Here is a 24405-nt window from a genome sequence, read left to right as displayed (position 1 = left end):
CTGGAATCGTACGCATTATGCCCACTGACGATGACATAGATGGGTTGTTTTCGAGTGCATCGAAAGATGCTGGCAAAGGTGAGGGCACACCCGACAGGTACGGCTCAGGCATCGTCTGGGAGGAGTTTCACATGCCTACGAATTACAGGCAGTGAATAATTGGATCGGACACACTTTTTGAAACATAACCCCAATCCTGCAACCTTCTGCCTCACGCAAAAGAAACCACCCCGGAGGGTGGTTTCCTGCATCAGCTATGGTGCCCCCAACGGGAATCGAACCCGTGTCTCAGCCTTGAAAGGGCCGCGTCCTGACCTCTAGACTATGGGGACCTTTGCGTTTTCGTCTCCGAAAAGCAGCCTGAATATTATTGCAAAGGTTTTCTCAAATTGCAAGAGATAATTTTGGAGGAATATTTCAGGGCTTTTTCTCCTGCGCGCCACGGCGTCAACGAAGCGCGGCCGTTTGCGGTATGATAGACGACATGGACAACGAAACCAAGCCAACACTCCTATCGCCGGACATCGAAAAACCCGGCGCATCCTCGGACGAGGCCCTTGAGGCGCGCGCTGGACAATCGCTCGAAGCCGAAGCGAAGCCGGCAGCCAATGCCGCACTCGCCGCGATGGAGCCGGAACCCAAAGAGCCTCGCAAGCCCCTTGTCATCGTCATGCACGCCTCCGTCGGTTCGGGGCATCGCAGCGCCGCGAACGCCGTGGCTCAGGCGTTCGACCTCATGCGCGACGAGCGAAACGCCTACGCCCAAACGGACGCCGACCAAACCGACGAGACGCTTGCCAACCTGGTGCCCGAGGATCTGGAAGTCGAAGTGCTCGACGTGCTCGATTTCGGCCGCGTGGTGTTCGACGGAAACAAGGCGGCATCGCTGTTCACGGGCGCAACGCGACCCATCTACGACCTCACCTGGCGTTTCACGCTGACGGGCCGTCTCCTTTGGGGCGGCGGAACCATATGGAATCACTTCATGTACGGCGCGTTCACCGACTACGTGGAGAAAAAGCAGCCGATCGCGGTGGTCTGCACGCATATCACCGCGGCCAACGTCGCGACGGCCGCGCGCATGCTAACCGGGCAGCGCTTCCCCATCGTCTGCGTTCCCACGGACTACGAGACCGAAGGCCTTTGGCCCCATCGCGCCGCCGACCTGTTCTGCGTGGCGAACGAATCCATGGCCGAAACGCTGCGCCCGCGCAAGGTCGCCGAAGATCGCATCCTCATCACGGGCATCCCCACGCGCGACGATTTCCGCCGCGACTACGATCGCGTCGCCACGCGAGAGCGGCTGGGGCTTCCCCAGAACAAGCGCGTCGTGCTCGCGCTGGCCGGCGCGTACCTGCCGCAGCCTTACGTGCACTTCCGCACCGCACTCGACAAGCTGCTGCCCTACCTGCACAGCCTGAGCAGCACGCTGCACTTCGTGTTCATAGCGGGAAACGACGCCGAGTACGCGCGGCACCTTCGCCAAGAGTGCCAGGAACTGAGCATCGAAAACGTCACGGTGCTCGACTACGTGGAGGGAATGGCCGCGCTCATGGCTGCAAGCGACCTGGTCATCTGCAAGTCAGGCGGCCTTACGGTGACGGAATGCCTGTGCTCGCAGGTGCCGATGATCCTTCTGGGCCGCGCGTACGGCCAAGAAAAGGTCAACGTGCAAATGCTCACCTCGCTCGGCGCGGCCATGCACGTAACCACGGCACGCGAGCTTCTTGACGCTTTGCGCCATATCGCGAAGAACCCCGACAGCGCCCGCGCCATGCTGGTCAACGGAAGCTTCCTGAGACGGCCGAACGCGGCCCGCGACATCGCAGCCGCCACGCTGCGCCTGGCCGCTGCGCCGAAAAACGGCGACGACCCCATCTATCGCAAGCATTTCCTACATTTCTACTGGGGCGACAAGCCCGCACACATTCGCTAAGGAGAACCATGTTGCAATTCAACGAACTCGGCCTGTCCGACCAGGCCCTTGAAGCCGTCGCGCGCCTGGGCTACGAAGCCCCGACGCCCGTTCAGGAACAGGCTATTCCACTTGCGCTGGAAGGACGCGACCTCATCGCTGCAGCTAAGACCGGCACCGGCAAGACCGCTGCGTTCTCGTTGCCCTCCCTTGATCGCCTGGAGCATGCGAAGGGCGGCCAGGGTCCGCTCATGCTGGTGGTCACGCCCACGCGCGAACTGGCGCAGCAGATCGGCGAGGTGTGCACGACCATCGCCACCTCCACGCACCATCGCATCCTCACCGTGGTAGGCGGCCTGTCCTACGAGCCTCAGATCAAGAAGCTCAAGCACGGCGTCGACGTGCTCATCGCCACGCCGGGACGCCTGGTGGACCTCATGGAGCAGCAGGCGGTTCGCCTGGGGGACGTGGAGGTGCTCGTGCTCGATGAGGCCGACCGCATGCTCGACATGGGCTTTTGGCCCGCCATGAGAAAGATCATCGGCGCTACGCCCGCAACGCGCCAGACGCTGCTGTTCAGCGCCACCATCGACGCCTCCATCAAAAACAGCGTGGGCAAGCTGCTCCACGACCCCGCTTTCGTAGAGATCGCGCACAAAGGCGAAACGGCCGACACGGTGGACCAGTACGTCATCCACGTGCCGCAAGCCGTGAAGCCGGCGCTGCTCAAAGCCGTGCTCGCCGAGAAAGGCGCCGATCGCGTCATCGTGTTCGCCCGCACCCGCAGCCGCGCCGACGCCACCTGCCGGCGTCTCAAGCGCGCCGGCTACTCGGTCGAGGCCATCCACTCCGACCGCAGCCAGAACCAGCGCCGCCGCGCGCTCGACAACTTCGCCGCCGGAACGACCGGGATCCTGGTAGCCACCGACGTGCTGGCGCGCGGCATCGACGTGGAAGAAGTCGAGTACGTGGTGAACTACGACCTGCCCACTCAGCCCGAGGATTACGTGCACCGCATCGGCCGCACGGGTCGCGCAGGCGCCGCAGGCTACGCGGTGTCCTTCGTCAGCCCTGAAACCGTCGATGCGCTGCGCGACATCGAAAAGCTCATCAAGCGCCCCATTCCGGAAATGCAGCTCAACTCGTTCGACATGCAGGAAGCCGAAGAAGACGCCGTTGCCAAGGCGCAGCGTGCCGACGCCCGCCGAGACCCGGAGATCAAGCAGGCGGCCAAGGAGCAGGCGGCTCGCGAGCGCAAGAAAACGAAGGCGCGCGAACAGGCCCAAACGGAATCGATGCCGAACACCGGCGGGCCGAAGCGCCGCGGCGGCAAGAAGCCCGCAGGAACACAGGGAGCACAGCCGAACAGGCAAAACCCCGGACAAGCCAAGTCTCAGCGCGCCGGCGGCAACGCGGCCAAACCCGCCGGGCGCAGCACGAGCAGCGGGCGCCCGACGCAAAGCGGCTCGCCCAAGCGCACCGGAGCAGACCTTCGTCCGGGACGCGCCCATCGCGCCGACGTTGCCCAGCAGCGCTCCAGCGGACGCGGCAAACGTCGCTAGCCCGCGCACCGCGCACCGCGCACATTGTCGCCCGAAACGCACGGTTTCCCCTTCGATTCCGTACGTTTCGGGCGACAATTCGTTTTACACCGCCGTTACGGCACGCTTTTCGTGGCGATTACCGCCACGCCGGTACGGCAAACATCTTCGATCAGCACCGCACCAGCTGAAACGGGCCCCTCCAGCCGCAGCGCGCTCAGCGCGGCCAGAACGTCGGCCATGCGGCCCTTCGGCACCGGTTGCGAGGTCTTCACGCTCACCGGTTCCAGACAGCCCGCAACGGGAAGCACCGCCGTCACCATCCGCTCGGGACTGACGGCCTCCTGCGCCGCGTACTCGGCTCCGCGCTTGCATGTGTGACCAGACACTTCGGCCACGGTTCCATCCTCGGCAAACGACACCTCGACCGGACACCCCAGCGGGCAGCGAATGCACGTGAACACGGCAACATCGGTCGCGAACTGCATCAGTCGGCACCTCCCCCGGTCATAGACGGGACGGAAGGCGCTCGATCCTCGTCACCTGCACCCTCGACGCGCACCCGCACACTCTCCCAACGGACAAGCTCAGCCGCGCTCACGGGGATCTGGACCATTTCAGCAGGCACGGCGACCATCGTCTTCGCCCGCTTCACCGTGTGCACGCGTCCCTGCGCATCGACGCCCTCAACGACGAATCGAGGGTTGCGAACGGAACGCGAAACCCGCAGCGAAATCGCCACGTTGCCACTCGGGGAACCCGTCGCGTCCACGGCATGAGGAACCACGTAGCGCACACCCTGCGCGGCCAGCACGGGCACCGACGCACGCCGACGCTCGCGGCGCGCCTCGATCTTGCTGAGCGCGTAAGCCGCAGCGGAAGCACCGGCCAAGTCGCCCTCGGCAGACGCATGGTCCGCCAAATCGTGCACGTGCAACGCGTTTCCGCATGAGAACAAACCCGCCACGTTGGTTTCCAACCGGCTGTCCACGCGCGCGCCGCCGGTAACGGCGTCCAGCTCCACGCCAGCTGTCCGAGCCAGTTCGTTTTCGGGAAGCAGCCCCACCGACAAAAGCAGCGTATCGCACGCCACGCGTTGCTCGGTACCGGGAATCACCTGCACGGTATCGGGATCCACGTCCGACACGTACACAGCGCTCAACCGGCCTTCGCCTTCCAAGCGCGTGACCGTACGGCTCAGGAACAGCGGTATGCCGAAATCATCCAAGCATTGAACGACGTTGCGACGAAGCCCCGACGGATGGGGCATGAGCTCGTAGACTCCCGCCACCTCGGCCCCTTGCGAAACCAACCGCCGCGCCATGATGAGCCCGATATCACCGGACCCTAAGATGACCGCGCGCTTTCCCGGCAAGCACCCTTGCAGGTTCATGAAGTTCTGGGCGCTGCCCGCACTGAACACGCCAGACGGACGCGACCCTGCCACGTTGAGCGCGCCCAAACCCCGCTCGCGCGATCCCGTTGCCAGAACCACGGCCCGGGCGCGAACCGCATGCGCGCCGCGAGGACCCACCACGTGAACCGAAAACAGCCCGTCGGCTCGTTCCCGGGGCGCATCGATCGACATAGCCGTAGCGTCTCGCAGCACGCAAACGCCGGATGCGTCCAACAAGGCAAGCTGATCGGTCTCGCGTTGGGCGTACTCGGGGCCCGTCAGCTCCACGCCGAACCGATGCAGCCCGAACCCGTTGTGCACGCATTGCTTAAGAATGCCGCCCAGCTTCGCCTCGCGGTCGATCAACACCACGCGAGCGCCGCGCATCGACGCCGCATGCGCCGCAGCAATGCCGGCAGCACCGCCTCCCACCACCGCGACGTCGCACTCCTGCGCCATAGCAGGCGCGCGCTCGGCGCGCGCAGCGCTCGCAGCTTCGGCCCCTTCGAAGCTCTGAACGACGCTCGCGTAGTCGCTGCGCGCCGATGCCACCACGGGCGACCCCGACAGACGCTTGTCCAGGCGATCGGGGGTCACGCCCGTTTCGCGCGCGACGATCTTCGCGATCTCGGGCGAGCAGAACCCGCCGTGGCAACGGCCCATCATGGCGCGCGTGCGCCATTTGAGCGCATCGAGCGACAGTACGGGCAACGGTCCCCGCAGGGCCGCTACCAATTCCGCTTCGGTCACCTGACAGCATCGGCACACCACATGGCCCCAGCGGGCATCGCGCGCAACTGCTGCGGCGCGCTCGGCCTCGTCCATGTTCGCAAACGCCTTGAAAACCGTTCTTTGAGCGCAGAATGAATCGTTGATCCGAACATCCAGCAGCGCGGCAACCTCGCCCGCGATGTGCTCTCCCACAGCTGGCGCCGATGTAAGGCCGGGAGAATCGAAACAGGCTACGTTGAAGAACCCGGGGGCATCGTCGGGCTGGCCGATCACGAAGTCGCACCCTTCAGCATTCGACGCGCGCAGCCCGGCGAAATTGGTGATCAGTCCGCGGTCGTTCGCTTCCGGCCACGTTTTGCGCGCGGCGTCCAGCACGAACCGCAATCCTTCGGCCGTCGTCGATGCGTCGATCTTGTCAGCTTGATCCACGGCGTTAGGGCCTACCAGCAAGTTTCCGTGCACCGTAGGAGTTACGAGCACGCCCTTCCCCGCCGACGACGGCGCCTGGAACATGGTATGCGAGAACACGGATCCCTTGTCCGTGTCGTACAGGCAGTACTCGCCCCGGCGCGCCACGATGCGCAGCTTACAGGCACTGGCCATATTGTTGATCTCATCGGAGAACACGCCGGCAGCGTTCACCACCGCACGCGCCGCCACCGCCAACCCCCCAGCGGTGCTCACACGGTACCGATACGGAGCAGCGCTTCGGCGCACCTGCCCGCGCTGCTCGGCAACACGCTCCGCCTCGGCGCTATCCTCAGGCGTCAGACGGTCGAGAGCCGTCACCTTCTGCTCGAACAGAAAGGCAGCGCCGTGCAGAGCCGCCTGCTCGGCGGCGAACAGCGCCACCTCGTAGGGATCGCACACGGCGCCCGTCTCGGCAAGCAGGCCGCCTCGAACATGCGGCGAGACGGAGGGCTCGAGCGCGCGCACGGCAGCCGCATCAAGCTCGCGCACCCCTTCGATGCCGTTTCGGGCGGCTCGCTCGATCAGCTGACGCACCGCGGCCAGCTCCTCGTCGGAGAACGCGAGCACCATCGACCCGTTTCGATGATACGAAAAGCCCAATTCATCGGCCCAGCGGGAGAACAGCTGCGAACCCCGTGCATTGAACCGCGCCTTAAGCGTGCCGGGAGCGGGATCGTAGCCAGCATGCACGATCCCCGAATTCGCGCGCGTTGCACCGCACGCCACATCGTTTCCCGCTTCGAGAACCGTGACATGCACCTGCCAGCGAGCAAGCTCGCGCGCCACGCAAGCGCCCGCCACGCCCGCGCCGACAATCGCAACATCCGTTGTGAGAAAAGATTCAGTATCCATGTCGTTCAGCTTACTATTTATCCCCGTTGGGCGAAAGAGCGAACTTGGCTTGCACGAATAACGGTATCGTAAGCGCAACGAATCGAAGAAAGGAACGAGATGCGCATAGCCGTGGCTAGCGAAGGCCTGAAGGTATCTCCCGTGTTCGGGAAGTGTGCCAGCTTCACCTGCTACAGAATCGAGCGCGGCGTCATCGTTGAATGTCAGAACATGCCGAACCCACTCTTTCCCCCGAACCGTCTTGCCTCCCTTCTGCACGAGCTTGACGTCCGGGTGCTCATAACCGGAACGATCGAGCGCGAAGCCGCGGAAGCGCTGCGCGCCGTCGACATCGAAGTGGTGCCCAACAGGGGCGGTACCGCGCGCCATGCAGCCGAAGTCTACCTGGCCCGCACCCTGATCGGCTCGGACGAAAGCGATGAAGAGGAACTTGACGTCGTAGAGGCGTGAAATCTCGCAAGGCGACCGCAGGGGTCGGCCCCGTTACCGCTTCGCACTATGGCGCAGCCGCGCTGATCGACGCACGAACGGAAAGACCCACGCAGACTCCCTTCGCCCTCGAAGCAAACGAAAGGCCCCTCTTCGGGGCCTTTCGTTCGTGCAGAGCATGAATGCGGTCCGCCGGTTACCGCTCCATGCCCGGCGCGCCCCAAGCAAGAAGGCCCCGCTCGGGGCCTTCTTGCGCGAAGCCAGTGGATCGCCTACGGCCTACGGCGTCTAGAGCGCGTTCGTGCAGGTTGGCGTAGTAAGACAGCGAGAAGCCCCCTCGCGTCGATAATCGACCCGTCTCGCGGCTGAGCGTGCTTTGCACGCGAGGGCAAGCGAGAGAGGGGCGAGGATCGATGCGAGGGGGCTTCGCAGCGTCGAGCGGTTGCGCCGACCTACCGGTCGGCGCAACTAAAAACTACAGGGCCTTCTTGGCAACCTCGACCACGGCGGCAAACGCCTCGGGATCGTTGATGGCCATGTCGGAGAGCACCTTGCGGTCCAGCTGCACGCCGGCCTTCTTAAGGCCGTTCATCAGCACCGAATAGCTCAGGCCGTTCAGGCGAGCAGCCGCGTTGATGCGGGTGATCCACAGACGACGGATCTCGCGCTTCTTGTTGCGACGGTCGCGGTACATGTACTGCAGCGAATGCTGCACCTGTTCCTTCGCAGCACGATAAGAACGGGACTTGGCGCCGTAGTAGCCCTTGGCACGATTGAGGACGGTGCGACGCTTCTTATGGGCGCTGACTGCGCGCTTAACACGAGGCATGTTGTATCACTGCTCCTTTTAGACTAGCGAAGGCCGAGATTACGCGCGATAACCTTGTTATCGGCCTTGGCTACTTCGGTCTCATGACGGAAATTACGCTTGCGCTTCTGGCTCTTCTTCGTCATGATGTGGCTCTTGAAAGCCTTGGAGCGCATGATCTTGCCGGAGCCGGTAACGCGGAAACGCTTCGCGGTGCCGCGATGGGTCTTCATCTTAGGCATTGCCTTCGTCCTTCCCTTCTTCTTTCTTCTCGTTCTCTTTCTTTTTCTTCGCCAACGTCGCTGCAGGCAACGGGGCGATGAGCATGTGCATGTTGCGGCCTTCCATCTTAGGCTGGGTCTCGATGACCGCTACGTCCTTCAGATCGTCGGCCAGCCGCTCCAGGATGGTGAGGCCCTGTTCCGGATGGGCCATTTCGCGACCACGGAACATGATGGTGATCTTGACCTTGTTGCCGCCGTCGAGGAAGCGCAGAACATGCTTCTTCTTGGTGGTGTAGTCGCCCACGTCGATCTTCGGGCGGAACTTCATTTCCTTGGTCTCGATCTTGCTCTGGTTCTTGCGAGCCTGCTTCGCCTTGATGGCCTGGTCGTACTTGAACTTGCCGTAATCCATGATGCGGCACACGGGCGGGTCGGCGTTCGGGGCGATCTCGACCAGGTCAAGGCCCTCGTTATCGGCGATTCGCTGGGCCTCAGATGTAACGTAAATACCCATCTGCGTCCCGTCGAACCCGATCAACCGGCACTCGCGCACGTTGATTTGTTCGTTGAGCCGAGGCTCCTGAGCAGCTATCGCGCTCACCTCCCTTTCTAGCACGCTTTCGCGCGTCAATAAAAAACCCGCAGCTCCGAGAGCTTGCGGGTTTCGCTTTTCGATCAGGCTATGAAGCCGAATATTCGAGCGACCCGTCAGCTGCCGAAGCGCCGAAACAGGTGGAAGATTTCTCCTCACTTGTGTAAACAGCTTGAACATAATACCACAGGGAGATCCAAATGCAACACGCATCGAGAACTTTGCTTCGGCTTTTTCACCGATCTACACAGGGCCCTCAAAAACCAGAACATTCGTAGAGATTATGGACCTGCGGGGAAACCCCCGTGTGCGCCAGAATGCTTGTTTGCTATACTCACGGCATCAAACAAGCCTCCCGCCCTTTGGCGAGCACATCGTTCGACGGAAGGAACCCATGAGTCGCTTGACCCGAATCCTCATGCTCGCCGGAGCCTGGATCGCCTGCATCCTGGGTTGCGTCGGCGTGTTCATTCCCGTGCTTCCTACCACGCCCCTGCTTCTGCTAGCCACGTTCCTCTTCGCCAAATCCTCGCCGCGCTGCCATGCCTGGATCGTTTCAACGAGGGTCTACAAGTCCTATGTTGCGGCATTCAAGGAAGCGGGCGGCATACCGGCCGCCACCAAGGTCCGCATCCTCACGGTATCGTTCGTCGTTATGGGTGCGAGCGCGCTTCTGGTTCAAAAGCCCCTCGTCTGGGGCATCTTGGGGTGCGTGGCGGCATTTCTGGTCTACCTCATGTTCGTGCGCATTCCCACCATATCGCTGGAAAACGTGCAAACCGTCCGTCAAGCTGAAGAAGCCGAATAGAAAACCGCGCTCGGGTCCGCACCCGCAAAAAGGAAAAGCCCGGCCTTCGCTGCTGCAAAGACCGGGCTCGATGCTAGCTCTTGTCTTCGTACAGTTCGATGACGGCACCGTCCATCTCGACAAACGCAAGGCGAATCCCCGGACCCGCATCCATGGGCCCGCAGATAACGCGATCGACCTGCTCGACGTAGCGATCCAGATCGTCCACCGCGTAAGCAACGTGCCAGCGACGGTGCAGCTCTTCGGGGAAAGGCGTGCCCTCCTCGAACTTCAGGTACTCGATCTTCATATCGTAATCGTCCACGTTGGACACCCAGAACTTCATGTCCTCGTTGTAGGTCATGTTCGGCTTTTTCTCCGTGATGGGAATGCCGATGTGCATATAGGTTGCAGTCATGCCGGTTTCCTCTCGTCTCGAGTCGTCCGCAGCGTCAGGCCGACGGAGCCATGGAGAACATATCCATGGCGGCCTCGGCGTCGGCCTGCATGGCCTTTGTTGCCGCGTTAGCCAATGCATGGAAGTACTTGGGGTGCGATTCGGCGATGAGCGCCTCCACGGCACGCACGCCCGCATTGCTCATGTAGCTGAAATAGTTGATCTTGCGGATGCCGGCCGCAATGGCCGCGCGCGTGTCCTCGCGCGAAAGACCGCTGCCGCCGTGCATGACGAGCGGGACGCCGCACACGCGCTTGAGCTCGGCTATGCGATCGAAGTCAAGCTGCGGATCGGCCTGGTAGAAGCCGTGCACGGTACCTACGCTGGCAGCCAGCGCATCGATGCCCGTATCGGCCACGAAGCGAGCGGCCTGCGCAGGATCGGTGTACACGTTCTCGCGGTCGTCATCAGCCTCTTCAAGCCCTTCATGCCCCGTGGTGAACCCTATTTCGGCCTCCACGTCGGCCCCGTAATGGCGCGCCAGCTCCACCGCCGCCCGTGCGAGATCGACGTTTTCCTGGTACGGCAACTGCGATCCATCGATCATGACGGCAGAAAACCCCAGATCGAGCGCACGTTTTACATAGTCGAGATCTTCGCCGTGATCAAGCATGACGCACACGGGCACGCGCGCCGCCTTGGCGCGCGCAACCATAATGGGACCGATCACGTCGATGGACGTCTCGTGCTCGTGCAGTTGAGCGTGCTGAATGATGACCGGCTCGTTGCGGGCTTCGGCAGCCGCGATGGCTGCCAGCAAAAGCTCGAGGTTCGGCGTATCGAACGCCGCCGCAGCGCAACCGCGCTCCTCCGCCCAATCAAGGACGGCACTCATGGAAGCGAGCATACCGACCCCTACTTCTTGAGGTACGGCGTGTTGCAGGGAGCGTTCCACAGGCGCAGCAGCTCGTCGTCCATGCGAGCCATGAACATCTGGAAGCCGGCCTGCTCCTGAACGGTCAGCATCTCGCCGACGAAGTTCGCAACCACCTCGATATCCTGCTTCGCCAGCTCCTTGACCGCGGCGCGGTACACGATAAGCTGCTCCATGAGCGTGGTGGCCCCGGATCCGTTGACGATGAGCATGACGCGCTCGCCCGGCTGGATGCCAATGTCCTTCACCAGCGCGTTCACCATGACCGCCGCCGTTTCGTCGGCCGACTTCATGGGCTGGCGGCCGCCGCCTTCCTCGCCGTGCTGGCCCATGCCGATTTCCATCTCGTCATCGCCCAGCTCCGCCAGAAGCGTTCCCGTCTGAGGATGGGTGGCACCGCGCACGGCCACGGCCAACGTGGCCATGTTGTCGGCGAAGCGCTGCGCAACGGCGGCCACGTCTTCCAAGCTCATGCCCTCGGCGGCCGCCGCTCCTGCGATCTTGTACGTGGGAATGCATCCCACCAAACCGCGGCGGTCGTCGCCGTTTTCGCGCGGAGCGTTGGCGATGTCCTCCTGCGTGACCACCTTCACCACGTTCAAGCCCTGCTTCTTGCACTGCTTCATGGTCATGTTGCCCGTCAGCATGTCGCCTGCGTGGTTGAGCACGATGTAGAGCACGCCCTTTCCCTTGTCGGCCAGCTTGATGGCGTCGACGCACGCCTGCGGACCGGGCGCGGCGAAGATGTCGCCCACCACGTCGATGTCGACCATGCCCTCGCCCACGAAGCCCTCGATAGCCGGCTCGTGCCCGCTTCCGCCCTGTGTGACGATGGTCACGCGGTCGGCTTCGGCCAGCTTCTTGTTGATCACCATGTTATCCTCGCCCAGTTCGAGGATGTCGGAATTGGCCAAGGCCAGGCCTTCGAGCAGCTCCGCGGTAAGATCATCCGGGTCGTTGATGAACTTCTTCATGCTCATAGTACTCCTCCTTGCAAGATGGACGATGAAAAAGAAAGGCCCGCTGCGCTCGGCAGCAGGCCCGATTCCTGAATCAGTGCGACGCACCCTCGGCGAGACCGCGCAAGAACAACGAAGTTGAAACGGCGCCCGCATCGGGCGTACCGATAGTCTGGTCACCGTAACTGCGAGCGCGGCCGAATTTGGAAGCGAAGCCCTCGCTCGCCTTCGCGCCGGCCTCGGCCGCCGCGGCTGCCGCGGCAAACACCGCAGCCGGATCGTCCGAAGCGCACGCCTGCGCCGCCTCGACCGCAGGAATCAGCGCATCCATCATGGTCTTGTCCCCCACCTGGGCATTCGTGATATCCTGCATCTCGGCCAAGCAGCCAGCGAACATCCGGCGCGCCGCATCTGCATCGATAACGCTCTCATCGTCGGCAAGATCGACGCCCAAGCCGCCGATCATCGTGCCGTAAAGCGGGCCGGCTGATCCTCCGCGCACCGCCATGGCGGCCATGCCCAGATCATCGAGGAAGTCTTTGATCGACTGGTCGGAATCCCGTCCCGCAACCTGCTCTTGGACGAGCTTGGCTATCTTGGTGATGGTGATGCCGTGATCCCCGTCGCCGAATTTGGAATCGATATCGCTTAGCACCTCGGCGTTTTCCAGCAGCAAGCGGGCGCTTTCGTCCAGCATGCGCCCGAACGCGTCGCGATCGATCATAGGACCCCTTTCCCGATGAAAGTCGATTGCCCTAACTCTAACGGTAAGCGTAGACGAAATCAATGAGGAAACGAAAACGCCGCCTCGAAGCGGCGGCGTTTTCGCAGAGGTTTCGCAGAGCCCGTCCCTGTCGTAGCAAGGACCAATCCTTACGCGTTGACGTACACGTAGATGATGCGGATGGTGTCGGCCAGGTTGCCCGAGGTGTTCGCCGTAGAGTAGTTGTACAGAAGAACGCTCGACCACTGATGGGGCGCGCCGCCGAACTCCACGGTACCGGAGAAGGAGCATGTTTCCTTCACGAGCGTCGTGCCATCGCTGGCGTACTCGGAGTACGTCGACTTGTCGGACGGCAGTTCCACGGAGCCCTCCGGCACGCTCACGCCGGCCTCTTGCAGCGTTTTCTCTACAATGTGCTCGTTTTTCACGGCATCGACGAAACTCAGCGAGCCATAGCCAAGCGATGCGGTGGCCGCCGAGTAGCCAGCTTGAATGACCTTGCCCTCTTCGTTCAGGCCCAGGTACACCGTAGGCGTGCCCGAACGCGTATCGGCAGGCTCGTCGGTAAGCGCCACCGTCACGTTGGTCTTGACGGGGTTGCCCTCCTCGTTGACCTCCTTGGAGCTGGTTTCGGTCGCGCCGCGCTTGAGTGCTGTCACGGCCTCGCCCTTCGTCATGCCAAGCAGGGACGTGAGCGAGGGGACCTGCGTTTTCTTCGCCACGGTGGTGCTGGCGTCCTTGGTTTCGCTCTGGCTTTGCTGCATAGCGCCGACTTCCTGGGCGCTTTGCTGCTCTTGAGCCTGCTGAGCGGCCACCAGCCTGCTCTCCTCAAACCACTGCCACACGAAAAAGCCCAGCGCGCCCATGAGCAGGATCAGCAGGATAACAATGGCGATGAGAATCTTGCGCATGCGACGTGATTTGCGCTGATGAGGAGGAACGAAGGGCTTCTCCTTCTTGCCGTGCTTGCCCTTGGCCGGTTCGGATTGGACCGCAACGGGATCGTCCCCGAACAGCAAGGGAGGCGCCTCCACGGGCTCAAGGCTCTCGAAGGCGTCAGGGTATTCGTCGGCGTTGTCCCCGCGGTAGCTGAATCCGCCTGCATGGGCGCCGTCCGCCACGGGAGCGAACGCCTCGGTCAGGCCGATTCGCCCCTCTTCGTCAGAACGGTCCTCTGCAGGATCGACGGCGGCGCTCACCGGGGAGAACGCCTCGGTCAGGCCGATTCGCTCATCGGAGGCGAAATCGTCTTTGTGGCTCGAAGTGCCGTTGGGTTCGTTTGCAGCGTGTTTGGGCATCGAAGCACCTTCCTACTGGGCGCAGGCGCATTCGCTAGCGCATAAAGAGTACATAGTACGCAATGAAGCCGACGATGGCCAGAAGCGCCACCGCGATGATGATCTTCTGCATCGCAGGCATCGGTTCGACCTCAAGGTCTTCCGCGGTCGTCTCGCGGTAGCCCTTCTTCGAGTCTGCGCTCGAAGACCTCACGTCGTCGGTCGCCGGCGCCTCCCGCTCGTCCTCAGTCGAAAGACCCACGGCGAAAGAGGGCTCGGACGGCGTCGCGCCGTACGCTTGGACGGACTCGGAGGCATGCGCGGACGGGCGAACGCCCGCCTGGATCACAAAATCGTCATCGTCGTCAGCGTTAACGGTGATATGGGAGAATTTGGTATCGCCAGAAGCCACGGAGTCGTCCTTTCACGTCAGCAAGATTATAGAGGATTATCGGGACGTATACCCTTGTCCAAATAATATCCATCGGGCGCGAAACGCTTGCGATACGTAAGAAAGCAGGCGGAAACGATGGCCACCGTATTGGCCGCCGACAGCATGAGCATGACCACGATCTGGTATTTCGCCGCCGCCAAAGGATCGGCTCCCGCCAAAAGCTGGCCGGACATCATACCGGGAATGGCAACGATCCCGGCCGCCGACATGGTGGCCAGCACCGGCGTCATGCCCGCACCGATAGCCGCCTTGATCGACGGGAACGCCGCTTCTTTCGGCGTAGCGCCAAGCGCCACGAGCGCGAACATCTCGCTGGAGCGCGAATCCATGTCCGCGAACAGCCGGTCGATGGCAACCGCGATGGCCGACATCGCGTTTCCGATGATCATGCCCGCTATGGGAACGAGCTGCCGCGCGTTGTACCAAGGATCGGCGTGCATGACCCCTTCCACCACCACGAAGCCCACGGCGATCGACGACGAGAACAGCGACACGAACACCGCCGCACGAAGCCCCGGCACCGAGCTTTTCACGCGCGAGGCTGCAATCTGCGTGGCCGCCGTCACCATCACGGCCAGCGCCAAGAGGACAAGCCACCAGGTCTGATGCTCGAACAGGTACATGAGCACGAATCCCGCCGCCAAAAGCTGCGCGAACATGCGCGCAGCGGAAACGGCAATGCGCCGCGTCTGCCCCAGCTCGAGCCTCCACGACACCAGGCCCGCCACCAACATGAGCGCGCTCGCGGCGAACAGCTCCACGTACCCGATATCCACCACGCCGCTCACGAACGACCTCCGCTTCTCGCAGCAACGTAAGACAGCGCGCCGCCCTCAAGCGTATAGGTTCCCGCAGCATATCCGTCGGCCGACCGATGCCGGATGCGCAAGCACGTTGCATCGGAGCCGACGTAATCCCTTGTCAAGCGACTGATCGCCTGCGAGGAAGCGGAATCGAGCGCCGCGTCCACCTCGTCGAGCAGAAAGACCTTCGGCTTCGTGGCAAACGAGCGCAGCAAAGCCACGCGCGCCTGCTGTCCGCCCGAAAGGCGCGACGCGTCCCGCGAAAGCTCCACCTCTTCAAGGCCGGCAAGGCACAGCAAGCGAGCAAGTTCGCCGTCGCTCGGAGGCTGGGACGCGGCGTTCACCTTGAGACGCCACGGCAACACGAGATTGTCTCGCACCGTCCCCGCAACAAGAGCGGATTGCTGCGGCACGAGGCACACCTGCCGTCGCCATTCCTGCGGCCCGAACTCGTCCGAAGACCGCCCCTGCAAGTACAGGCTGCCAGCATCTCGAGCGATCATGAGCGCGCACGCGCGCAAAAGCGTGGACTTGCCCGACCCGGAAGCGCCCGTCAAGTCGTAGATGAGCCCGCCTTCCAAGCGCAAGCACGCATCGTGGAACAGCGGTACGGTCCGCCCATCGCGAACATGGGAAACCGAGATATGGTCGGCATGAAAAAGGATCATGCCGACCATGGTACCATCGAGCGGCCGCCAGCGCCACGGCGTGCGCTACAGCCCCTCGATGCGCGGTATGCTGGCGAAGCCGACGGCCAGCTCCTCGTCGGTGGGCTCGTAATCGCCCAGCACGCCCTTGTTGTAAGCGTCGTACGCCTTCATATCGAAGTAGCCGGTTCCGGTTAAGCAGAACAGGATGGTCTTCTCCTCGTTCGCCTCCTTGCACGCCCTTGCCTCCTCCATGGCCTGATAGATAGCGTGCGCGCTCTCGGGAGCGGGCAGGATGGTCTCAAGCCGCGCGAACTCCACGGCAGCGGCGAACACGTCGGTCTGCTTCACGGCGACCGCATCCAGAAAGCCGTCGTGCTTGAGCTTCGACACGATGGGGCTCATGCCGTGATAGCGCAACCCGCCAGCGTGATCGGGACTGGGAAGGAATCCGTTTCCCAGCGTGTACATCTTCGCCATCGGACAGGTGCGGCCCGTGTCGGCGAAGTCGTAGGCGAAGCGCCCGCGCGTCAAGCTGGGGCAACTTGCAGGCTCTACGGCCACGAAACGCGTATCGGGCCTGCTTCCGCGCAGCTTGTCGCGCATGAACGGCGCGATGAGCCCGGCAAGGTTCGAGCCGCCGCCCGCGCAGCCGACGACCACGTCCGGGTATTCCCCCAGCTCTCGAAGCGCAGCGTAGCTTTCCAACCCGATGACGGATTGATGCAGCGCAACCTGGTTGAGCACGCTTCCCAAAGTGTAGCGGCCCTTGTTCTGCGGAATGTTGAGCGCTCGCTCCACCGCCTCGGAAATGGCGGTTCCCAGCGAACCGGACGAATCGGGCCGCTCGGAAAGCATCTTGCGGCCGATTTCGGTGGTGTTGGAAGGAGAGGGCGTCACGTTCGCGCCGAACGTCTCCATGATGTTGCGGCGAAACGGCTTCTGCTCGTAGGAGCACTTCACCATGAACACGTCGAGATTCAGGCCGAAATGCGCCGAGGCTTCCGCAAGCGCCGTGCCCCACTGCCCCGCGCCCGTTTCGGTGGTGATCCCGTCGAGGTCCTGAGCCTTCGCGTAGTAAGCCTGCGCAATGGCGGAGTTCAGCTTATGCGAGCCCGACGTGTTGTTGCCCTCGAACTTGTAGTAGATCTTCGCGGGCGTGCCCAACGCGCGCTCCAGGTTGTAGGCGCGACACAGCGGAGAGGGCCGGTAAATACGGTACATCTCCCGAACGGGATCGGGAATGTCGAAGTAAGGCGCGGCGTCGTCGAGCTCTTGGCGCACCAGTTCGTCGCAGAACACGGGTGCCAGGTCGGCGGCTTCGGCCACGCGACCGTCGGGCAAACGCAAAGGCTCGGGCTTTTCCGGCATGTCGGCCCGCAGGTTGTACCATTGGGTCGGGATCTGGTCTTCGCGCAGGTACAGACGGTAAGGGGCTTGCTCGGTCATGCTGGTTCCTTTCCTGGAATGGGCTCCTGCTCGAACGTTGCAGGAAAAACGGATGCTTGCTGGACGCGCAAAAAAAGAGCCCTCGGATCTCCGAGGGCTCTTCTGATGATCGGTATGCGAGAACAGAAGCCTATGAGACCCGGGATCGATTTCTTCCGTTCCACCACCATGCGCAAGCGAACGCCGTCGCAGGTGCGACGGTGGCAAGAAGCGCGTTGCAAGCGGTCGTGGTCAAAAGACGCCTTTCGTGATAGGACGTTCCGGGTACGCGGCAAGTCTAACCCTCCCGGCGCGGTTTGTGAAGGGGGCAATCGCCGGTTGGCGCAGCAAGGCAAAACGCACGGCGAAAGGAACGGCGAGGCGGCTCATCGGGCGGCGCCGCGGAACCGCTCGAACGGCGGCGGGCGGGACAATTTGCGAAAGCGGTGAACGCGCCGCGCAAGCCGAACGCGCGCGAAGCGTTGTGCGACAATGGAGGAAACTTTCAACGAAAGGCGGAAACGAGCCATGGACCTTGCCAAAGATCAAAAGCTGCACGGCTTCACCGTGCGCACGTGCGAACCGCTGCCGGAACTAGACGGCAACGCCTACACGCTCGTGCATGAAAAGAGCGGCGCAAAGCTGCTCTACCTGAAAAACGAGGACGCCAACAAGTCGTTCTCCATCGCGTTCAAGACCCCGCCCGCCGACGACACGGGCGTGTTCCACATTCTGGAGCACTCGGTGCTGTGCGGATCCGAGAAGTTCCCGGTGAAGGAGCCGTTTGTCAACCTGCTGAAAAGCAGCATGCAGACGTTCCTGAACGCCATGACCTTCCCCGACAAGACCCTGTACCCCGTAGCCAGCACGAACGACCAGGATCTTCTGAACCTGGCCGACGTGTACTTGGACGCGGTACTGCATCCGATGATCTACCGCAAGCGCGCCATTTTCGAACAGGAGGGATGGCACTACGAGCTTGCCGGCAGCGCGGATCGAAACGGCGAAGCGACCGACCCCGCCGATGGCGCGCCCGAGCTTGCGCTCAACGGCGTGGTGTACAACGAGATGAAAGGCGCGCTGTCCGATCCGAACTCGGTGCTTTACGACGAGCTGCAAGCGGCGCTCTTCCCCGACACGGCCTATCGCTTCGAGTCGGGCGGCACGCCGCGCGCCATTCCCGATCTCACTTACGAGCAGTTCCTCGACGAACATGCGCGCCACTACCGCCTGAACAACAGCTACCTCACGCTGTACGGCAACCTCGACCTTGAGACCATGCTGGCGTTTTTGGACGAGCGCTACCTCTCCCCCGTCGCCGACGAGGAAGCCGCCCGCGACGAGGCGCGCCTTTCCGCCGGCGATGCGCCGCTCGAACCGCATGAACTGCGCGAGCAGATGCCCGTGGAAGCGCTCGGCGTACGTCGCACGATGGCGACCGCGCCCGAAAACGCATGCATGGGGCTTGGATACGTGATCGGCAACGTAAGGGACCGCACGCGCATGGTAGCCGTGGACATCCTCATCGATGCCATCGCCGGAAGCAACGAAGCCCCGCTGAAGCGCGCGCTGCTCGACGCGGGCCTGGCCGACGACGTGCAGGCGTTCTTCGCCGATTCGCTGTTGCAGCCCTTCGCCGTGATCCAGCTCAAGGGGCTGGCAGACGGCGCCCCCGCGCGCTTCAGGGCCGTCGCGGAAAGCGCGCTGCAGTCGCTGGCCGACGGGAACTTGGATCGAAATCTAGTGGAAGCATCGCTCTCGCGCGCCGAATTCGTCATGCGCGAGCGCGACTTCGGCATGGCCGACGGCGTGGCGCTGTCCATGGCCGCGCTAGCTGGCTGGCTCTACGACGACGAGTTGGCAACGTCGTACCTGCGATACGAAGACGACTTCGCGTTTTTGCGAACCGCCCTGGACGAAGGCTATTTCGAGCAGCTTATCCGCGACGTGTTCCTGGCCAACAACCACCGAGCCGAAGTGGAGATCGTGCCCGTCGACGAGGACGAGGACGCCTGCGAGGCCGAGCGCCTGGCAAACGTCGCCGCGCGCATGGAGCCCGAGGACTTCGCCCGCGTAGCCGATGAGGAAGCGGAGCTTCGCCGCCTGCAGGAAGAGCCCGACTCCCCGGAGGCCCTGGCCACCTTGCCGCGCTTGTCCGTGTCCGACATCGGGGCCGCGCCGGACGAGCCGGCCTACGGCCTGGAGGAAGGCACGCCCGTCCCGTGCCTTCGCCACCGCGCCGCCGCGCACGGCATCGCCTACGCCTACCGCTACTTCGACCTCAAGGGCGTGCGCTTCGAGGACCTTCCCTACGTGACCGTCCTGAGTATGGTGCTGGGAAAGCTGGACACGGCAACCCGCACCGCATCGCAGCTGGACACGCTCACGAACGGCAAGCTGGGCAACCTGTCCTTCTTCTCGGAAATCTACGAGGACGAGCATGACCCGCGCGCAATCCGCCCGATGTTCGTGGTAAGCGCAAGTTCGCTGTCCGAGAACGTGGAGCATCTGGCCGCCCTCCCGCGCGAGATTCTACTGACGACCGACTTCTCCGACACGGGCAAGATCAAAGACGTGCTGCAGCAGCGCCGCATCGCCATGGAGCAGGGCTTCGCCTCCGCAGGCCACGCCAGCGCCATGGCTCGGCTGGCATCGTACTACCTGCCCGCCGGCGTCGTGCGCGAGCAGCTTGGCGGCGTGGAGTTCTACCGCTTCTTGAAAGACCTGCTTGCCTCCTACGACGAGCGCGCGCACGACCTTTCGCATCGCTTGAACGATCTTGCGACACGCCTGTTCGTCGACGACGGATGTCTGGTCAGCTTCACGGGAGACGAAGACGACTACCGCCGCTTCCAGGATTGCGGCGGCGCACTCGGACGCTCGAACGGTGCGCGAGACGAACGGCTGCGGGTTCCCGATCCCGTCGTGCGCAACGAAGCCTTCATCGTGCCCACCGACGTGTGCTATGCAGCGCTCGGCTTCGATCGACGCTCGTTCGGCGCAAGCTACACGGGAGCCTGGCAGGTAGCTGCGAAAGCGCTTTCGTTCGACTACCTGTGGAACGAAGTGCGCGTCAAGGGCGGCGCGTACGGAGCGGGCTTTCAGGCGGCACGCACCGGAAATCTGCGGTTCTATTCCTATCGCGACCCGCACCTTGACGAAACGCTTGAGCGCTTCGCAGGGGCCTCCGCGTGGCTGGCCGCGTTCGAGCCAACCGACGACGAAATGGAAGGCTACGTGGTGAGCACGGTGGCCGGGTTCGACACGCCGCTCAAAACGCGTCAGCTCGTGCGCCGTCAAGACGGCGACTGGATTGCCGGCAGGACGCCGCAAGCCCGTCGCGAAACGCGCGATCAGATGATCTCCACCGATGCGCGCGCCGTGCGCAAGCTGGCCGAAACCGTTGCCCATTCTGCCGAAGCCGGAGCTTTCTGCGCCTTCGGCAGCAAGGACCTCCTGGAAGGATCCTCTGCAGGATTTCAGGTAATCGACCTGCTGAACGAATAGCAAAGGCCCCGAAGATCCAGCCACCTCGTACGCCCCCGTCTGCATCGGCAGGCGGGGGCGCATTCGCTTTTTCGATGACATTCCCGCCGCTCGCAAAGCTATTTCAAGCTAGAATAAACCGTTGAGAACCAGAGCGCGCACCACGGCGGTTTTGCGCGCTGCCGGTCTTGACGAGATCCGGCTTAAATGATAGTAATAGAGTATCATTTAGACGAGAAGAGACGGAGAAGCTCATCATGCTGGAACTGAAGAACCTTACGTTCGAGGTGCCCTTGCAGGAAGGGTCCAAAGAAACCAAGCGCATCATCGACGACCTGTCGCTCTGCATCCCCGACGACCGCTTCACGGTCATCACGGGCCCGAACGGCGGAGGAAAGTCGACGCTCGCCAAGCTTATCATGGGCATCGAACAGCCTACCTCCGGGCAGATCCTGCTCGACGGCGAAGACATCACGGACCTGCCCATCTCCGAGCGCGCCAAGCGGGGAATCGGCTACGGGTTCCAACAGCCTGCCCGCTTCAAGGGCATGAAAGTCAAGAAGCTCCTCGACATCGCAGCAGGCAAGAAGCTGCCGATGCTCGCTTGCAACGAATACCTGGCCAAAGTGGGCCTGTGCTCCGCGAACTACCTCACGCGCGAAGTGGACAAGAACCTGTCCGGCGGCGAGGTGAAGCGCATCGAGATCGCCACCATCCTGGCGCGCGACCCGAAGCTGGCCATCTACGACGAGCCTGAAGCCGGCATCGATCTGTGGAGTTTCGATCGCCTGACCGAAACGTTCCGCGATATTCACGAAGCACGCGACGGGCGCTCTATCGTGATCATCTCCCACCAGGAGCGCATCATTCAGCTTGCCGACGAGATCGTGCTGCTGAAAAACGGCAAGGTTGCCCAAACCGGCAAGCCCGAGGATCTTATGCCCACGCTCGGCTTCGTAGCGAAGGGTGTTCCCGGCTGCAAGCTGAGCACCCCCACCGAGCTGCACATCACGGAGATCCCCACCACCTGCTAACCCTAGCGCGGGCCGCGCGTCCGCCGCACTGCATACGAAGGAGGCCATCATGGCTGTTGACCTATCCCCCATCGACGAGGGCCTGCTCGCCGAAATCGCCAATATACACGGCATGCCGAAAGGCGCCTTCAACATCCGCAAAGACGGGCAGCTCGTCGAACGCCATTCGTCGGCGAGCATCGAGATCGCCACGAAGACGGACAACCCCGGCATCGACATTCGCATCGCGCCGGGAACCAAAGGCGAAACCGTCTACATTCCCGTCATCGTCACGCAATCAGGCCTGAAAGACGTGGTGTACAACACGTTCTACATCGGGGAAGACTGCGATATCACCATCATCGCCGGATGCGGCATCCACAACGAAAGCCACGCCCCGTCCGAGCACGACGGCATCCACACGTTCCACTGCGGCAAGAACAGCCGCGTGAAGTACGTCGAGAAGCACTACGGGCAGGGCTCGGGCACGGGAGAGCGCATCCTGAACCCCGTCACGAACGTCATCATGGAAGAGAGCTCGCATTGCGAGATGGAGCTCGTGCAATTGCGCGGCGTATCATCCACGGTGCGCGACACGAACGCCGAGTTGGCTGCAGGCGCGAAGCTCGTGCTGATCGAGAAGCTGCTCACGCATGACGAGCAGACGGCAACGTCGAACATGAAGGTAGAGCTTAAGGGCGACGACTCCAGCGTGCAGGTTATTTCGCGCTCGGTCGCACAGGACAATTCGAAGCAGGTGTTCAATCCGCTGGTCATCGGCGAGGCGGCTTGCCGAGGCCATGTGCAGTGCGACGCCATCATCATGGGAAAAGCAAAGGTCACGGCCATCCCCGGCATCGAAGCTGCCAGCGAAGACGCCATCTTGGTACACGAAGCGGCCATCGGAAAGATCGCCGGCGACCAGATCACCAAGCTCATGACGCTCGGCCTTACGGAGGAAGAGGCGGAGCAGGAGATCTTGGAGGACTTCCTGAACTAGCATCGCTTCGCCGGCTCCGATCAGGGTGCGCCCTAATCGGAGCCGGCGGATTCTCACGCCTCGAAACGATCCGCGAAGTGCCAGATGAGCGCCGCGGACGTTGGCGTGCAGCGCTCCCCCGGCAGCTTGGAATCGCAAACGGGAATGCCGCGCGCAAGAATGGCGGCCGTAGCCGGCGCGGGAACGGCCAGCTCGCCATGAGCGCACGCGACCACGCCCTCTCCCGTCTGAACGCTCGTGCAGACGATCTCGTCGGGCGCGAACGCTTCGATCGCAAGGCAAAGATGGAGCGCGTTTCTTATTCCGGCAGCATTGCCAACTTCGTGAAAATGCGTCTGATCGACCGTGCAGCCATGAGCTGCCGCTTCGGCTTCGGCAAGGATGCGGTATACGTCGCGCAGATCCTGCTTCACGCGATCGCTCGCGCAGAGCGCGTCCACCACGGCATGCACCTCGGCCAGATCGTGGCAATGCCCGTCCGGCACGCCCGCCGCGCAGCACCGCTCCTCCACCGCGCCGCAGGCCTCGTCGTCAAGCTGGCAGCAGGTCGCCTCAAGAAGGGCGGCGCGCGTGGCGCTCTCCCGTACATTCCAGAACAGCGTTTTCATCACGCACTCGCTTTCGCATGGTTGATCAGGTGCGCTTGATAGCCAGCACCGAAGCCGTTGTCGATGTTGACCACCGACACGCCGGAAGCGCATGAGTTCAGCATGGCCAGAAGAGCGGCCACCCCGCCGAAGCTGGCACCGTAGCCCACGCTGGTGGGGACCGCGATGACCGGGCACGATGCAAGCCCTCCCACCACGCTTGCCAATGCCCCCTCCATGCCGGCGACCGCCACCACTACGCGAGCGGCCGCGATTTCGTCGGCATGGGCCAGCAAACGGTGCAGACCGGCTACGCCCACGTCGTACAGGCGCGTCACGCGATTGCCCAGCATCTCAGCCGTAACCGCAGCCTCCTCGGCCACAGGCAGGTCGCTCGTACCCGCAGCGGCCACGACTACGCTTCCGTTGCCATCGGGCTCCGGAGGGTCGCCCAGAATGCCCAAACGGGGCAGTTCTCGATAGTCGAACGCCAACGCATCGCAGCCGCCTTCCCTTGCCAGGTCGTTGCGGACCTCCGAAGCCTTCCGTGCTTCCAAGCGCGTGATCAGCACGCGCTGCTGGCCGCCCTCGACGAGGGCGCGGCACACGCCTGCTATCTGCTCGGCGGTCTTTCCCTCGCCGTACACCACCTCCGGCACGCCCTGGCGCACGCCACGATGATGATCGATCTTGGCATAACCCAAATCCGTGAACGGAGCGATGCGCAACGCTCGCTCCGCGTCGTCCACCGAAGCCGTCCCCGCTGCCACTCGCTCGAGCAGTTCGTGCAAATCGCGTTGATCCATGCGCGCTCCCTTGTCGTTCGATTGCAAAATCTATTGAACCACTTGAAGCCCGGTCAGGGTCAAGCCCTGCACGAAATCTCGAAAAGCTCACGGCCGCACCGAACTCCCAAGCCTTAACCTAAAAACCCCGAGCAGCGACTCAA

The 24405-nt window shown here is 62.9% G+C and carries 23 protein-coding genes and 1 tRNA gene; 7 read left to right on the top strand and 17 right to left on the bottom strand.

Features of this window, described 5'->3' with window-relative positions; genetic code table 11:
- Window positions 1–257: 257 nt before the first annotated feature.
- Window positions 258–332, bottom strand: a tRNA-Glu gene (locus DMP08_RS08520).
- A 152-nt stretch (window positions 333–484) separates the two neighbouring features.
- Between DMP08_RS08520 and DMP08_RS08515 the strand changes: the two genes are divergently transcribed.
- Window positions 485–1936 (top strand): glycosyltransferase, encoded by a 1452-nt coding sequence (locus DMP08_RS08515; protein WP_244596883.1) that lies wholly within the window; start codon window positions 485–487, stop codon window positions 1934–1936.
- An 8-nt stretch (window positions 1937–1944) separates the two neighbouring features.
- Window positions 1945–3477, top strand: a complete 1533-nt coding sequence (locus tag DMP08_RS08510) for a DEAD/DEAH box helicase (RefSeq protein ID WP_123192487.1) — start codon at window positions 1945–1947, stop codon at window positions 3475–3477.
- A gap of 95 nt (window positions 3478–3572) precedes the next feature.
- On the opposite strand, the gene DMP08_RS08505 is transcribed toward DMP08_RS08510, so the two are convergent.
- Together DMP08_RS08505 and DMP08_RS08500 are read right to left on the bottom strand one after the other, a co-directional pair.
- A complete protein-coding gene (locus DMP08_RS08505; protein ID WP_123192486.1) occupies window positions 3573–3944 on the bottom strand; it encodes a DUF1667 domain-containing protein in 372 nt (123 codons plus the stop codon).
- Window positions 3944–6907, bottom strand: coding sequence for an FAD-dependent oxidoreductase (locus DMP08_RS08500; RefSeq protein ID WP_123192485.1), 2964 nt, complete (start codon window positions 6905–6907; stop codon window positions 3944–3946). The genes DMP08_RS08505 and DMP08_RS08500 overlap by 1 nt, the downstream gene beginning before the upstream one ends.
- A gap of 99 nt (window positions 6908–7006) precedes the next feature.
- Here DMP08_RS08500 and DMP08_RS08495 point away from each other — a divergent pair, with 99 nt between their 5' ends.
- Window positions 7007–7357 carry a NifB/NifX family molybdenum-iron cluster-binding protein gene (locus DMP08_RS08495; protein ID WP_114567439.1) on the top strand — a complete coding sequence of 117 codons (351 nt, stop codon included), beginning with the start codon at window positions 7007–7009 and terminating at the stop codon, window positions 7355–7357.
- A 454-nt stretch (window positions 7358–7811) separates the two neighbouring features.
- On the opposite strand, the gene rplT is transcribed toward DMP08_RS08495, so the two are convergent.
- From rplT to infC, 3 genes are read right to left on the bottom strand one after another with little or no spacing between them, the layout of a single operon-like run.
- A complete protein-coding gene (gene rplT / locus DMP08_RS08490) occupies window positions 7812–8165 on the bottom strand; it encodes a 50S ribosomal protein L20 (RefSeq protein WP_114567440.1) in 354 nt (117 codons plus the stop codon).
- Between the two features lie 23 nt (window positions 8166–8188).
- Window positions 8189–8386, bottom strand: coding sequence for a 50S ribosomal protein L35 (rpmI, locus tag DMP08_RS08485; RefSeq protein ID WP_114567441.1), 198 nt, complete (start codon window positions 8384–8386; stop codon window positions 8189–8191).
- Window positions 8379–8969 carry a translation initiation factor IF-3 gene (gene infC / locus DMP08_RS08480; RefSeq protein ID WP_181792600.1) on the bottom strand — a complete coding sequence of 197 codons (591 nt, stop codon included), beginning with the start codon at window positions 8967–8969 and terminating at the stop codon, window positions 8379–8381. The genes rpmI and infC overlap by 8 nt, the downstream gene beginning before the upstream one ends.
- 385 nt (window positions 8970–9354) lie before the next feature.
- On the opposite strand from infC, the gene DMP08_RS08475 reads away from it, so the two are divergent.
- Complete coding sequence (locus tag DMP08_RS08475; protein ID WP_123192484.1) at window positions 9355–9768, top strand: YbaN family protein; 414 nt, start codon at window positions 9355–9357, stop codon at window positions 9766–9768.
- Window positions 9769–9841: 73 nt separating this feature from the next.
- Here DMP08_RS08475 and DMP08_RS08470 read toward each other — a convergent pair whose 3' ends face one another.
- The 9 genes from DMP08_RS08470 to DMP08_RS08430 all read right to left on the bottom strand — a co-directional run bounded on the left by DMP08_RS08470 (window position 9842) and on the right by DMP08_RS08430 (window position 17391).
- Window positions 9842–10165 carry a VOC family protein gene (locus tag DMP08_RS08470; protein ID WP_123192483.1) on the bottom strand — a complete coding sequence of 108 codons (324 nt, stop codon included), beginning with the start codon at window positions 10163–10165 and terminating at the stop codon, window positions 9842–9844.
- Between the two features lie 34 nt (window positions 10166–10199).
- Complete coding sequence (locus DMP08_RS08465) at window positions 10200–11051, bottom strand: class II fructose-bisphosphate aldolase (RefSeq protein WP_123192482.1); 852 nt, start codon at window positions 11049–11051, stop codon at window positions 10200–10202.
- An 8-nt stretch (window positions 11052–11059) separates the two neighbouring features.
- On the bottom strand, window positions 11060–12058 hold the full coding sequence (locus tag DMP08_RS08460; RefSeq protein ID WP_123192481.1) for a dihydroxyacetone kinase subunit DhaK: 999 nt from the start codon (window positions 12056–12058) through the stop codon (window positions 11060–11062).
- 73 nt (window positions 12059–12131) lie between these two features.
- A complete protein-coding gene (locus DMP08_RS08455; protein WP_123192480.1) occupies window positions 12132–12761 on the bottom strand; it encodes a DAK2 domain-containing protein in 630 nt (209 codons plus the stop codon).
- Window positions 12762–12910: 149 nt separating this feature from the next.
- Window positions 12911–14059, bottom strand: coding sequence for a histone-lysine N-methyltransferase (locus DMP08_RS08450; protein ID WP_123192479.1), 1149 nt, complete (start codon window positions 14057–14059; stop codon window positions 12911–12913).
- 34 nt (window positions 14060–14093) lie between these two features.
- The gene (locus DMP08_RS08445) at window positions 14094–14450 is read right to left on the bottom strand and encodes an SURF2 Surfeit locus protein 2 (protein WP_123192478.1); all 357 of its coding nucleotides are present in this window, start codon (window positions 14448–14450) and stop codon (window positions 14094–14096) included.
- 26 nt (window positions 14451–14476) lie between these two features.
- Window positions 14477–15280 carry an ABC transporter permease gene (locus tag DMP08_RS08440; protein WP_244596881.1) on the bottom strand — a complete coding sequence of 268 codons (804 nt, stop codon included), beginning with the start codon at window positions 15278–15280 and terminating at the stop codon, window positions 14477–14479.
- On the bottom strand, window positions 15277–15963 hold the full coding sequence (locus DMP08_RS08435) for an ABC transporter ATP-binding protein (RefSeq protein ID WP_161555450.1): 687 nt from the start codon (window positions 15961–15963) through the stop codon (window positions 15277–15279). The genes DMP08_RS08440 and DMP08_RS08435 overlap by 4 nt, the downstream gene beginning before the upstream one ends.
- 45 nt (window positions 15964–16008) lie before the next feature.
- A complete protein-coding gene (locus DMP08_RS08430) occupies window positions 16009–17391 on the bottom strand; it encodes a TrpB-like pyridoxal phosphate-dependent enzyme (RefSeq protein WP_123192476.1) in 1383 nt (460 codons plus the stop codon).
- Between the two features lie 507 nt (window positions 17392–17898).
- Between DMP08_RS08430 and DMP08_RS08425 the strand changes: the two genes are divergently transcribed.
- The 3 genes from DMP08_RS08425 (at window position 17899) to DMP08_RS08415 (ending at window position 22869) form a co-directional block, all read left to right on the top strand.
- A complete protein-coding gene (locus DMP08_RS08425; RefSeq protein WP_123192475.1) occupies window positions 17899–20877 on the top strand; it encodes an insulinase family protein in 2979 nt (992 codons plus the stop codon).
- Window positions 20878–21113: 236 nt separating this feature from the next.
- A complete protein-coding gene (locus DMP08_RS08420) occupies window positions 21114–21890 on the top strand; it encodes an ABC transporter ATP-binding protein (protein WP_123192474.1) in 777 nt (258 codons plus the stop codon).
- 49 nt (window positions 21891–21939) lie between these two features.
- Window positions 21940–22869 carry a SufB/SufD family protein gene (locus DMP08_RS08415; protein ID WP_123192473.1) on the top strand — a complete coding sequence of 310 codons (930 nt, stop codon included), beginning with the start codon at window positions 21940–21942 and terminating at the stop codon, window positions 22867–22869.
- Window positions 22870–22922: 53 nt separating this feature from the next.
- On the opposite strand, the gene larC is transcribed toward DMP08_RS08415, so the two are convergent.
- Together larC and larB are read right to left on the bottom strand one after the other, a co-directional pair.
- Window positions 22923–23477, bottom strand: coding sequence for a nickel pincer cofactor biosynthesis protein LarC (larC, locus tag DMP08_RS08410; protein WP_123192472.1), 555 nt, complete (start codon window positions 23475–23477; stop codon window positions 22923–22925).
- Window positions 23477–24262 carry a nickel pincer cofactor biosynthesis protein LarB gene (gene larB / locus DMP08_RS08405; RefSeq protein WP_123192471.1) on the bottom strand — a complete coding sequence of 262 codons (786 nt, stop codon included), beginning with the start codon at window positions 24260–24262 and terminating at the stop codon, window positions 23477–23479. The genes larC and larB overlap by 1 nt, the downstream gene beginning before the upstream one ends.
- Window positions 24263–24405 lie beyond the last annotated feature (143 nt).

The organism is Paraeggerthella hongkongensis (assembly GCF_003726035.1).
Classification (GTDB): Bacteria; Actinomycetota; Coriobacteriia; order Coriobacteriales; family Eggerthellaceae; genus Paraeggerthella; species Paraeggerthella hongkongensis.
The sequence above is the reverse complement of the archived record's forward strand: the minus strand, read 5'-3'. Positions and strand labels throughout refer to the sequence as shown.

Excerpts from the sequence above, each read along its gene's own strand:
- DMP08_RS08420 (WP_123192474.1), top strand. The coding sequence starts at position 21,114 with ATGCTGGAACTGAAGAACCTTACGTTCGAGGTGCCCTTGCAGGAAGGG.
- DMP08_RS08450 (WP_123192479.1), bottom strand. The coding sequence starts at position 14,059 with ATGCCCAAACACGCTGCAAACGAACCCAACGGCACTTCGAGCCACAAA.
- DMP08_RS08460 (WP_123192481.1), bottom strand. The coding sequence starts at position 12,058 with ATGAGCATGAAGAAGTTCATCAACGACCCGGATGATCTTACCGCGGAG.
- larB (WP_123192471.1), bottom strand. The coding sequence starts at position 24,262 with ATGGATCAACGCGATTTGCACGAACTGCTCGAGCGAGTGGCAGCGGGG.
- DMP08_RS08430 (WP_123192476.1), bottom strand. The coding sequence starts at position 17,391 with ATGACCGAGCAAGCCCCTTACCGTCTGTACCTGCGCGAAGACCAGATC.
- rpmI (WP_114567441.1), bottom strand. The coding sequence starts at position 8,386 with ATGCCTAAGATGAAGACCCATCGCGGCACCGCGAAGCGTTTCCGCGTT.
- DMP08_RS08495 (WP_114567439.1), top strand. The coding sequence starts at position 7,007 with ATGCGCATAGCCGTGGCTAGCGAAGGCCTGAAGGTATCTCCCGTGTTC.
- DMP08_RS08475 (WP_123192484.1), top strand. The coding sequence starts at position 9,355 with ATGAGTCGCTTGACCCGAATCCTCATGCTCGCCGGAGCCTGGATCGCC.
- DMP08_RS08470 (WP_123192483.1), bottom strand. The coding sequence starts at position 10,165 with ATGACTGCAACCTATATGCACATCGGCATTCCCATCACGGAGAAAAAG.
- DMP08_RS08510 (WP_123192487.1), top strand. The coding sequence starts at position 1,945 with ATGTTGCAATTCAACGAACTCGGCCTGTCCGACCAGGCCCTTGAAGCC.
- DMP08_RS08455 (WP_123192480.1), bottom strand. The coding sequence starts at position 12,761 with ATGATCGATCGCGACGCGTTCGGGCGCATGCTGGACGAAAGCGCCCGC.
- DMP08_RS08415 (WP_123192473.1), top strand. The coding sequence starts at position 21,940 with ATGGCTGTTGACCTATCCCCCATCGACGAGGGCCTGCTCGCCGAAATC.
- DMP08_RS08465 (WP_123192482.1), bottom strand. The coding sequence starts at position 11,051 with ATGCTCGCTTCCATGAGTGCCGTCCTTGATTGGGCGGAGGAGCGCGGT.
- larC (WP_123192472.1), bottom strand. The coding sequence starts at position 23,477 with ATGAAAACGCTGTTCTGGAATGTACGGGAGAGCGCCACGCGCGCCGCC.
- DMP08_RS08425 (WP_123192475.1), top strand. The coding sequence starts at position 17,899 with ATGGACCTTGCCAAAGATCAAAAGCTGCACGGCTTCACCGTGCGCACG.
- rplT (WP_114567440.1), bottom strand. The coding sequence starts at position 8,165 with ATGCCTCGTGTTAAGCGCGCAGTCAGCGCCCATAAGAAGCGTCGCACC.
- DMP08_RS08500 (WP_123192485.1), bottom strand. The coding sequence starts at position 6,907 with ATGGATACTGAATCTTTTCTCACAACGGATGTTGCGATTGTCGGCGCG.
- DMP08_RS08505 (WP_123192486.1), bottom strand. The coding sequence starts at position 3,944 with ATGCAGTTCGCGACCGATGTTGCCGTGTTCACGTGCATTCGCTGCCCG.
- DMP08_RS08515 (WP_244596883.1), top strand. The coding sequence starts at position 485 with ATGGACAACGAAACCAAGCCAACACTCCTATCGCCGGACATCGAAAAA.
- DMP08_RS08435 (WP_161555450.1), bottom strand. The coding sequence starts at position 15,963 with ATGATCCTTTTTCATGCCGACCATATCTCGGTTTCCCATGTTCGCGAT.